Consider the following 8747-nt stretch of genomic DNA (forward strand, 5'->3'; position numbering starts at 1 on the left):
GTACGCCGCTGGCGCACCCTGCGGCCACCGGACCGGACCACATGGCGTTCTGGCTCTATTCATCGGGCTCGACCGGCCGGCCCAAGGGCACCGTCCATACCCACGGCAACCTGTTCCATACCGCCGACCTCTATGCCCGCCAGGTGCTGGGCCTGCGCGAGGACGACGTGGTGTTCTCCGCAGCCAAGCTGTTCTTCGCCTACGGGCTCGGCAACGCCTTGACCTTTCCGCTGTCGGTCGGCGCCACCACGCTGCTGATGGCCGAGCGGCCGACGCCGCAGGCGGTGTTCCGCCGCCTGACCGGGCAGCGGCCGACGGTGTTCTGTGGCGTGCCGACGCTGTTTGCCGGCATGCTGGCCGCCCCCGACCTGCCGGCGCGCGAAGCGGTCGCGCTGCGCGTCTGTACCTCCGCCGGCGAGGCGCTGCCGCGCGATATCGGCGAGCGGTTCCGCGCCCATTTCGGCTGCGACATCCTCGACGGCATCGGCTCGACCGAGATGCTGCACATCTTCCTGTCGAATCGTCCCGGCGACGTCCGCTACGGCACTACCGGCAAGGCGGTGCCCGGCTACGAGCTGAAACTGCTGGACGACGCCGGCCAGCCCTGCGCGCCCGGCGAGATCGGCGACCTGTACATCAAGGGGCCGTCGGCCGCGCTGATGTACTGGGGCAATCGCGACAAGACCCGCGATACCTTCGTCGGCGAATGGACCCGCAGCGGCGACAAGTATCTGTGCGATGCGGACGGTTACTATGTCTATGCCGGGCGCAGCGACGACATGCTGAAGGTCGGCGGCATCTATGTCTCGCCATTCGAGGTCGAGGCGGCGCTGGCGCGCCATCCCGCGGTGCTGGAGGCGGCGGTGATCGGCGTCGAGGACGCCGACCGTCTGGTCAAGCCCAAGGCCTACGTGGTGCTGCGTCCCGGCCACGAATGGCACGACGGCATGGAGGCCGAGCTGCAGGCCTTCGTCAAGAGCAGCCTGGCGCCGTACAAGTATCCGCGCCGGATCGAATGCGTGGCCGAGCTGCCCAAGACCGCGACCGGCAAGATCCAGCGCTTCCGCCTGCGGCAGCGCGAGCGGCAGGCACGCGAGGGCGCGACCGACGCGGAGCAGGCGCGCACGTCCGCGACCGACGCGGCGGGCGCCGTTCCGTCGCCATCCGCGCCATGAGACAGGGTAAGCCGCGATATCCCCGCGGCCCGCGCGTCATTACACTCGGGCGCGAGCCGGTCGGCCCGGTCGCTTCGATAGCCCCGGAGGCACCGCCAGCCTCGGTGGCCGCGGCGCCGGGTTCCACTGCATTGACGCCATCCATGGCGGGGTTTATAACGGCGAAAACTTCAAACCTAAAATAATTGGCGCCGCACCGCCGCGATGCCACGCCCGACCGCAGGCCGCGCCGCATGCAACTTCGCAAGCAACCACGCGGTCTCGGCGGGCAGGCATGGCGCAATGGAACGGACGCCGTCGCACCGTCGCGCGAGCGACCCGCTGAACCACCAGGAGGAGACATCCATGCATCGCTTCATCTCGCGCCGCCTGGCGCCGGCCTGTGTTGCCGTCGCCGCGCTGACGCTGGCGGGCGCCGCCACGGGGCAGCCCGCGCCATCCGCGGCGGCCGGCAAGATCAAGGTCGGCTTCATGCTGCCCTACACCGGCACCTACGCGGCGCTCGGCACGGCGATCGAGAACGGCTTCCGCATGTACGTGCAGGAGCAGGGCGGCCGGCTGGGCGGGCGCGAGGTCGAGTACTTCAAGGTCGACGATGAATCGGATCCGGCCAAGGCGCCCGAGAACGCCAACAAGCTGGTCAAGCGCGACCAGGTCGACGTGGTGGTCGGCACCGTGCACTCGGGCGTGCAGATGGGCATCGTCAAGGTCGCCAAGGAAAGCAACACGCTGCTGATCATCCCGAACGCCGGGGCCGACGAGGCCACCGGTCCCCTGTGCGGGCCCAACATCTTCCGCTCCTCGTTCTCGAACTGGCAGCCCGGCTATGCGATGGGCCAGGTGGTGGCCGAACGCGGCATGAAGCGGGTCGTCACGCTGACGTGGAAGTACGCGGCCGGCGAGCAGTCGGTGCGCGGCTTCAAGGAGGCGTTCGAGGCCAAGGGCGGCAAGATCGTCAAGGAACTGAGCCTGCCGTTCCCCAACGTCGAATTCCAGGCGCAGATCACCGAGATCGCCTCGCTCAAGCCCGATGCCGTGTTCGTCTTCTTCGCCGGCGGCGGCGCGGTCAAGTTCGTCAAGGACTGGGCCGCGGCGGGCCTGAAGGACAAGATTCCGCTGTATGCATCGGGCTTCCTGACCGACGGCACGCTCGAGGCGCAGGGCGCCGCCGCGCAAGGCCTGGAGACCACGCTGCACTACGCCGACGGCCTGCAGAATCCGCGCGACAAGCAGTTCCGGCTCAATTATGCGAAGGCTTACAAGCTGCAGCCCGATGTCTATGCGGTACAGGGCTACGACGCCGCGCAGATGCTGGCCGCCGGCGCCAGCGCGGTCAAGGGCGACATGAGCCGCAAGGCGGACGTCTACAAGGCGATCGCCGCGGCGCGCATCGACAGCCCGCGCGGCACCTTCACGCTGTCGCGCGCCCACAACCCGGTGCAGGACTTCTATCTGCGCAAGGTCGAGGGGCGCGAGAACAAGGTCAGCGGCATCGCGGTGAAGGCGCTGGCCGATCCGGCGCGCGGCTGCCGCCTGTAATGTGGGGCTGACCGCGCCAGTCGGCCACTCGATCGCCTGCCTCCTGCATGCCTTAACGGCCGCGGCATACCGGCTCGCGCCGGCCGCGGCCCCGTCAACGACCGATCGCCTCGCATGGACCTCGTCTCCTTCCTGATCCAGTGCCTGAACAGCGTGCAGTACGGCCTGCTGCTGTTCCTGGTCGCCAGCGGCCTGACGCTGATCTTCGGCATCATGGGCGTGATCAATCTCGCCCACGGCAGCTTCTACATGCTGGGCGCCTATCTGGCCTTCACGCTGGCGAGCATGACCGGCAGCCTGTTCATCGCGCTGCCGCTTGGCATCGTGCTGGCGGTCGCGTTCGGCTATCTGCTCGAGTGGGTGTTCTTCAGCTATCTGTACGAACGCGACCACCTGCAGCAGGTGCTGATGACCTATGGACTGATCCTGGTGTTCGAGGAGATGCGCAGCATCCTGGTCGGCGACGACGTGCATGGCGTGCCGGTGCCTCCGCTGCTCGACGGCGCGCTGCCGATCGGCAACGAGATGACCTATCCGGTCTACCGGCTGTTCATCTCGGCGGTGTGCCTGCTGGTGGCCGCGGCGATGTACTACGTGATCCGCCGCACGCGGCTGGGCATGACGATCCGCGCGGGCGCCAGCAATCGCGAGATGGTGCAGTCGCTGGGCGTCAACATCGGCCGGCTGTACCGGCTGGTGTTCGCGCTCGGCGTCGCGCTGGCGGTGCTGGCCGGCATGATCGCCGCGCCGGTGTCGTCGGTCTATCCCGGCATGGGCAGCCAGGTGCTGATCGTCTGTTTCGTGGTGGTGGTGATCGGCGGCATCGGCTCGGTCAAGGGCGCGATGGTCGCCGCGCTGCTGCTCGGCTTCGTCGATACCTTCGGCAAGGTCTTCTGGCAGGAGGCGGCGGGCGTGCTGGTCTATCTGCTGATGGCGATCATTCTGCTCTGGAAACCCCAGGGCCTGTTCAAGGCGGGCTAGCGCGATGGCATCGACACCTCCGACCGATCTCGGCGCCGACATCGGCGCGGCCTTCGACCTGCAGCGGCGCGCCAACCTGCGCTGGACCACGCTGGCGTGGGCGATCGCCTTCGCGGTGCTGGCGGCGCTGCCGCTCGCGCTGGGCGGCGAGGGCAACAAGTTCTACATCGACCTGCTCAGCAAGGTCATGATCATGGCGATCTTCGCGCTGTCGCTGCAGCTGCTGATCGGCTATACGGGGCTGGTCAGCCTGGGCCACGCGGCGTACTTCGCCACCGCGGCCTATGCGACCGCGATGCTGGCGCCGCAGTCCGAGCCGGGCAATGGCTGGTGGCTGCTGGTGGCGGCGGTCGCGGCGGCGTCGGTACTGGCGCTGCTGGTCGGCATGCTGGTGCTGCGCACGCGCGGCATCTACTTCATCATGGTCACGCTGGCGTTCGCGCAGATGGTGTACTTCATCTTCCACGACACCAAGATCGCGGGCGGCAGCGATGGCACCTATATCTATTTCCGGCCCGAGTTCGGCGTGTTCGGCGCGCGTCCGCTCGGCATCGACGATCCCGTGCATTTCTACTGGCTGGTGCTGGGCGCGCTGATCTTCACCGTGGCGGCGCTGGCGATGGTGCTGCGCTCGCGCTTCGGCCACGCGCTGATCGGCATCCGCCACAACGAGCAGCGCATGCGCGCGGCCGGCTTCGCCACCTACCGCTACCAGCTTGGCGCCTTCGTCGCCGGCGGCGCGTTCGCCGGGCTGGCGGGCTATCTGTATGCGATCCAGTTCGGCTTCGTCAATCCGGAGATCGCGTCGTGGCACCAGTCGGGCAACGCGATGCTGATGGTGATCCTGGGCGGCGTCGGCAGCCTGGCGGGCGCGGTGATCGGCGCGTTTTCCTTCGTGCTGCTGGCCGAATGGTTCAGCACGCTGACCAAGCACTGGCAGCTGCTGATGGGCGGCTTCATCATCGCCGCGGTGGCGCTGCTGCCGGGCGGACTGGTCGGATTGGCCGCGCTGTTGCGGCGCCGGCTGGGTGGCGGCGTGGGCCGCGGAGCCGGAGGCAGGGCCGAAGGCAAGGCGGGCGGCAAAGTGAGCGACATGCGGGGAGAGCGGCGATGAACGCGCGCCATGGCAACGAACCGGTGCTGCGCGCGGCCGGACTGACGCGCCGCTTCGGCGGCCTGACCGCGGTGTCCGGCGTCGATCTGGCGTTGGACCTGCATCAGATCCACGCCGTGATCGGCACCAACGGCGCCGGCAAGTCGACGCTGATCAATCTGCTGTCGGGCGAGCTCGCGCCCAGCGCGGGCCAGCTGTTCCTGCACGGCAACGACGTCACCGGCTGGCCGCAGCCGCGGCTCGCCTGCGCCGGCGTGGGACGCAGCTATCAGCGCAACAACGTGTTCGCACCACTGAGCGTGCGCGAGAACTGCCGCCTCGCGGCGCAGTCGCGCGCGCAGCGTGCCTGGCGGCTGTGGGAAAGCGCGCAGTCCTGCCGCACCGCGCGCGCGCTCGGCGACGAGGCGATGGAACGAGCCGGTCTCGCGGATTGCGCGGCGCTGCCAGCCATGGCCCTGTCGCACGGCCAGAAGCGCCAGCTCGAGGTCGCGATGTGCCTCGCTACGCAGCCGGTGGCGCTGCTGCTCGACGAGCCGCTGGCCGGCATGGGCGCCGAGGAATCGGCGCGCATGCTGGCGCTGCTGCGCGACCTGCGCGAGGGTCACGCGATCCTGCTGGTCGAGCACGATATGGACGCGGTGTTCGCGGTCGCCGACCGCATCACCGTGATGGTCAACGGCGTGGTGATCGCCTCGGGCGAACCGGCCGCGATCCGGGCCAATCGCGAGGTCCAGCAGGCCTACCTGGGCGACGACGAGGGCGCCGGCGAGCTTGCCGATGTCGCGGACGACGCCAATCCCCATGGCGCAGGCGCCGGCGCGGCCGCCGGCACGCGCAAGGAGTGCGCAGCGTGAAGCCGATGATCGAAGCCACCGGCGTGCAGGCCTGGTATGGCACCAGCCATGTGCTGCGCGGTGTCGACTTTCGCGTCGACGCGGGGGAGACAGTCGGCCTGCTGGGGCGCAACGGCATGGGCAAGAGCACGCTGCTGCGGACGCTGCTCGGCCACGTGACGCAGCGCGCCGGCACCATCGTGGTCGCTGGCCGCGACGTGTCGCGCGCGCGGCCATACGATGTCGCGCGCCTGGGCGTGGCCTACGTGCCCGAAGGCCGCGGCATCTTCCCCAACCTGTCGGTGCGCGAAAACCTGCTGATGGCGGCGCGCAAGGGCTGCAACGGCCGCAATGACTGGGGCGAGACGAGGGTGCTCGACCTGTTCCCGCGGCTCAGGGAGCGGCTGGACCACGGCGGCCAGCAGCTGTCCGGGGGCGAGCAGCAGATGCTGTCGATCGGCCGCGCGCTGATGACCAACCCCGACTGCCTGATCCTGGACGAGGCGACCGAAGGGCTGGCCCCGAAGATCGTGCGCGAGATATGGGACGTGATCGCCGCCGTGCGCGGCACCGGCATCTCCACCGTGGTGGTCGACCGCAACTATCGCGCCGTGCTGGCACAGGCCGACCGCGTGGTGGTGCTGGAGAAGGGCCTGGTCGCGGCCAGCGGCCCCGCGGCCGAGCTGGCGGCCACGCCCGGCCTGCTCGAACGGTATCTCGGCGTCTGACCACCGCGATGGTCGTCTGCACCCGCGGCGGTATCTGGCGCGGCGAAGAAGGAATACATGGCAGACATGGGCAGGGCCGACAAGGCGGACAGTCAGGCATGGCGGAAACCGAACGGCGCGAATACCGCGGGTCGCGCCGTTTTTCTATGGCGGGCACGCCACACCTCGGGCTTGACCGAGCGCCGCTTCGCTCGCATCCTTGCGTTCCTGGGTAGGGCGAACGCCGGCCAGCCAACGTCTTCACGCGCCACCCGCGGCGCGCCCGACACGGTCTCAAAAAGATTCCTGATGACGCTGCCGGCCCGTTTCCACTAGAATGGCGCCCGATTGTGCATTGCAAAAAAATCCTCGAACGATGCGGCCGGCCGCGGCATAGTGGGCCTCCCGCTCCGAATCCATGACACAACCCACCACGAGCCATTATTTCGTCGAGACGCCCAGCATGCGCATGCTGGTACTCGCGGCGATCGGTGTCGTCTTCGGCGATATCGGCACCAGTCCCCTCTATGCATTGAAGGAGTGCTTCAGCGCCGAGCATGGCATTCCGTTCAGTCCCGAAGCGGTGATGGGCGTGATCTCGCTGCTGTTCTGGGCAATGATCCTGGTGGTGTCGATCAAATACGTGGTGTTCGTGATGCGCGCGGACAACGACGGCGAGGGCGGCGTGCTCGCGCTGATGGCGCTGGCGCTGCGCAGCGCCGCACCGCGCACGCGGCGGGCCAAGGTGCTGATGATGCTGGGCATCTTCGGCGCCTGCATGTTCTACGGCGATGCGGTGATCACGCCGGCCATCTCGGTGCTCTCCGCCGTGGAAGGCATCGAGATCGCGACGCCCGCGCTGTCGCACTACGTCATTCCGATCACCCTGGCGATCCTGCTGGTGCTTTTCCTGCTGCAGCGGCGCGGCACCTCGTCGGTGGGCAAGCTGTTCGGTCCGATCATGATGGTGTGGTTCCTGTCGCTCGGCGGGCTGGGCATCTACCACCTGATCGAGTCGCCCGCCATTCTGTCCGCGATCAATCCGCTGTACGGCGTGCGCTTCCTGATCGAACATTCGCTGCAGGCATTCATCGTGCTCGGCGCGGTGTTCCTGGTGCTGACCGGCGCCGAGGCGCTGTACATCGACATGGGCCATTTCGGTCCCGCGCCGATCCGCCGGGGCTGGTTCGCCATCGTGATGCCCTGCTTGATGCTGAACTACTTCGGCCAGGGCGCGATGCTGCTGGGCGACCCCAGCGCGGTGCGCAATCCGTTCTACCTGATGGTGCCCGACCTGCTGCTGATCCCGATGGTGCTGCTGGCCACCTGCGCCGCGGTGATCGCCTCGCAGGCGGTGATTTCGGGCGCGTTCTCGCTGACCAGCCAGGCGATCCAGCTCGGCTTCATTCCGCGCATGCGCATCCGCTACACCTCGGAAGCCGAGATCGGCCAGATCTACCTGCCGGTGATCAACTGGGTGCTGCTGGTGGCCGTCGTGCTGGTGGTGCTGGCCTTCAAGAAGTCGGAGAACCTGGCCGCCGCCTACGGCATCGCCGTGACCACGACGATGGTGATCACCACGCTGCTGTCGATCGTCGTGATGCGCCACGTGTGGAAATGGCCGCCGGCGGTGGTGGGAGCGGCGGGCGCCGCCTTCCTGGTGATCGACCTGTCGTTCCTGTCGGCCAATCTGCTGAAGATCGCGGAGGGCGGCTGGTTCCCGCTGCTGCTGGGCAGCGCCGCCTTCTTCCTGCTGATGACGTGGTACGGCGGCCGCAAGCTGCTACGCGCGCGCAGCCTGGAGGAGGGCATTCCGCTCGAGCCCTTCATGGCCGGCCTGCTGGCCCATCCGCCGCACCGCGTCGAGGGCACCGCGGTCTTCCTGACCGGCAACACCGAATTCGTGCCGGTCTCGCTGCTGCACAACCTGAAGCACAACCGCGTGCTGCATGAGCGCGTGGTGTTCCTGAGCTTCGTCACACGCGACATTCCCTATGTCGACGACGATCACCGGCTCAGTTGCAAGGACCTCGGCGGCGGCGTCTTCATCCTGAAGTCCGAGTACGGCTTCAAGGAAACCCCCGACGTGCACAAGGTGCTCGACCTGTCCAAGCGCAAGCTCGACATGGAGTTCGAGCTGATGGAGACCTCGTTCTTCATCGCGCGCGAGTCGGTGATCCCGTCGCGCCTGCCCGGCATGCCGATGTGGCGCGAGACGCTGTTCGCGTGGATGCATCAGAACGGCGCCAAGCCTTCGGACTTCTTCCGCATTCCGGCCAACCGGGTGGTGGAGCTGGGTACCAAGGTCGAGATCTGACCGCGGCGGCGCGCCCACGGAGGCCGCCGATCGGATCAGCAAAAAGCCTGCATGCGGCGCTGCCGCTTGCAGGCTCTTTTG

The 8747-nt window shown here is 68.1% G+C and carries 7 protein-coding genes; all 7 read left to right on the forward strand.

Annotated elements, in window-relative coordinates:
• Nucleotides 1–1175, forward strand: a 1175-nt coding sequence (locus AC6EI8_RS21120) for a benzoate-CoA ligase family protein (protein ID WP_498382781.1), incomplete at its 5' end; no start/stop codon positions are given.
• A gap of 345 nt (nucleotides 1176–1520) precedes the next feature.
• On the forward strand, nucleotides 1521–2714 hold the full coding sequence (locus AC6EI8_RS21125) for an ABC transporter substrate-binding protein (RefSeq protein WP_149318894.1): 1194 nt from the start codon (nucleotides 1521–1523) through the stop codon (nucleotides 2712–2714).
• Between the two features lie 114 nt (nucleotides 2715–2828).
• Nucleotides 2829–3695: a branched-chain amino acid ABC transporter permease gene (locus tag AC6EI8_RS21130; RefSeq protein WP_149318893.1), complete on the forward strand. Its 867-nt coding sequence runs from the start codon at nucleotides 2829–2831 to the stop codon at nucleotides 3693–3695.
• A 4-nt stretch (nucleotides 3696–3699) separates the two neighbouring features.
• Nucleotides 3700–4809 carry a branched-chain amino acid ABC transporter permease gene (locus AC6EI8_RS21135; RefSeq protein ID WP_223819571.1) on the forward strand — a complete coding sequence of 370 codons (1110 nt, stop codon included), beginning with the start codon at nucleotides 3700–3702 and terminating at the stop codon, nucleotides 4807–4809.
• Entirely contained in the window at nucleotides 4806–5663 is an 858-nt protein-coding gene (locus AC6EI8_RS21140) for an ABC transporter ATP-binding protein (RefSeq protein ID WP_150083080.1), read from the forward strand. Before AC6EI8_RS21135 ends, AC6EI8_RS21140 begins: the two co-directional genes overlap by 4 nt.
• Nucleotides 5664–5668: 5 nt before the next feature.
• The gene (locus tag AC6EI8_RS21145; RefSeq protein ID WP_226107045.1) at nucleotides 5669–6370 is read left to right on the forward strand and encodes an ABC transporter ATP-binding protein; all 702 of its coding nucleotides are present in this window, start codon (nucleotides 5669–5671) and stop codon (nucleotides 6368–6370) included.
• A 397-nt stretch (nucleotides 6371–6767) separates the two neighbouring features.
• Entirely contained in the window at nucleotides 6768–8666 is a 1899-nt protein-coding gene (locus AC6EI8_RS21150) for a potassium transporter Kup (RefSeq protein WP_150083078.1), read from the forward strand.
• Nucleotides 8667–8747: the final 81 nt, after the last annotated feature.

The organism is Cupriavidus sp. R6-3, from assembly GCF_059772245.1.